The 1,155-nt window shown below is 61.8% G+C and carries 2 protein-coding genes; both read left to right on the top strand.

Annotated features, from left to right (window positions below):
* Positions 1–708, top strand: a 708-nt coding sequence (locus tag FJT57_RS15855; RefSeq protein ID WP_238994028.1) for a biosurfactant protein 1, incomplete at its 5' end; no start/stop codon positions are given.
* A gap of 142 nt (positions 709–850) precedes the next feature.
* On the top strand, positions 851–1,039 hold the full coding sequence (locus FJT57_RS15850) for a hypothetical protein (protein ID WP_144906822.1): 189 nt from the start codon (positions 851–853) through the stop codon (positions 1,037–1,039).
* Positions 1,040–1,155 lie beyond the last annotated feature (116 nt).

Here is a 1,155-nt window from a genome sequence, read left to right as displayed (position 1 = left end):
TCGATCCCCGCTGGCCAGTCGAAGTGCCGGTTCTGTCTCACGAACCATCTCGAAGCAGCCGACGAGCAGGGCACGTCGAATGCCGAACGGACTCTCCTCCACGTCATCCAGCTGCTCGTTGAGGCGTCGACGTTCTACGGCGCCGTCGCGAAGGGATCTGCTGCGGCCACCCTCCTCGCGAGGGCAGATGATGACCCAGTAGTCGATGACTGCAAGCTAATCTACGATCTCGACGAGGAACCGGCCCCACAGCTTGTCGATCAGTGGCCCTCGCTCCCCTCGGCGACACGGGTCACGTCTGAATGTGGTAATCAGCTGCTCGCGGCTGCTCGTGAGCGGACGGCGTGGACAGAGACGACGCAGTCCTGTCACGACGGCGAGCACACGACGTTCCTCTACGAGGAAACCGGGAGTGGGGTTCACTCCGAAGATCGTCTTGCAAGCCTACGTGAGGACGCAGACGACGACCTCTGGCTGGTGCCGGCGATTGCGCTCCAGGAATCCGTTGGCAAGACCGATACCGAACAGCCACGACGCGAGCGCCCAAACAGAACTCACCTCGAGTGTCGGGAGTGTGATCGGGAGACTAAGCATCGATTTCGCGAATTCGAGGCTATCCCCGACGACGAGTGGACCGGGCAGCCCATGTGGGAGTGTCAGCGGTGCGGGACACCTCGCTATGGGCCCGAACCCGAAGCCGGTCAATAGAGACGGTGACAGTTTAACCAACTAATCCCGATATCGATTCGTCCTGTTGGTTAATTGGGGACTAGTTCGAGATCACTCCCGGACCGCCCCGCTGACTGCCCGCCGGTGTTTTTTCGCGCCGGAAATTGGCGGAGGCGCACACATGGACCCACGAGACACCCCAGGCTATCGACTCCACCGCGCGCTTAGCAGCCTCTCCAGTATCGACGCCGACCAATTGGGGCCCGCTGATCGAGAGCGAATTAGCACCGCGACGACGCTCCTCGAGCAGGTGGATGTTCTCACCCAACCGAATACGACGGCGGACGGTGACGCCAACGAAGAATCCTGACAGCACGACGCGTCGGCAACGAAGCGTCCTGTGGCCGTCACAGCGTGAGCGGTTGTTCGCCCCGTTGAAGGGGTGCGGGGGCGCGAGACCGCTCCCAAGAACAACCCATGGCAACA

Source organism: Halobellus captivus, assembly GCF_007655485.1.
Classification (GTDB): Archaea; Halobacteriota; Halobacteria; order Halobacteriales; family Haloferacaceae; genus Haloquadratum; species Haloquadratum captivum.
Note: the sequence above shows the minus strand (reverse complement) of the source record. Positions and strands in the feature narration are given on the sequence as shown.

Coding starts and splice junctions, on each gene's coding strand:
- FJT57_RS15850 (WP_144906822.1), top strand. CDS start 851: ATGGACCCACGAGACACCCCAGGCTATCGACTCCACCGCGCGCTTAGC.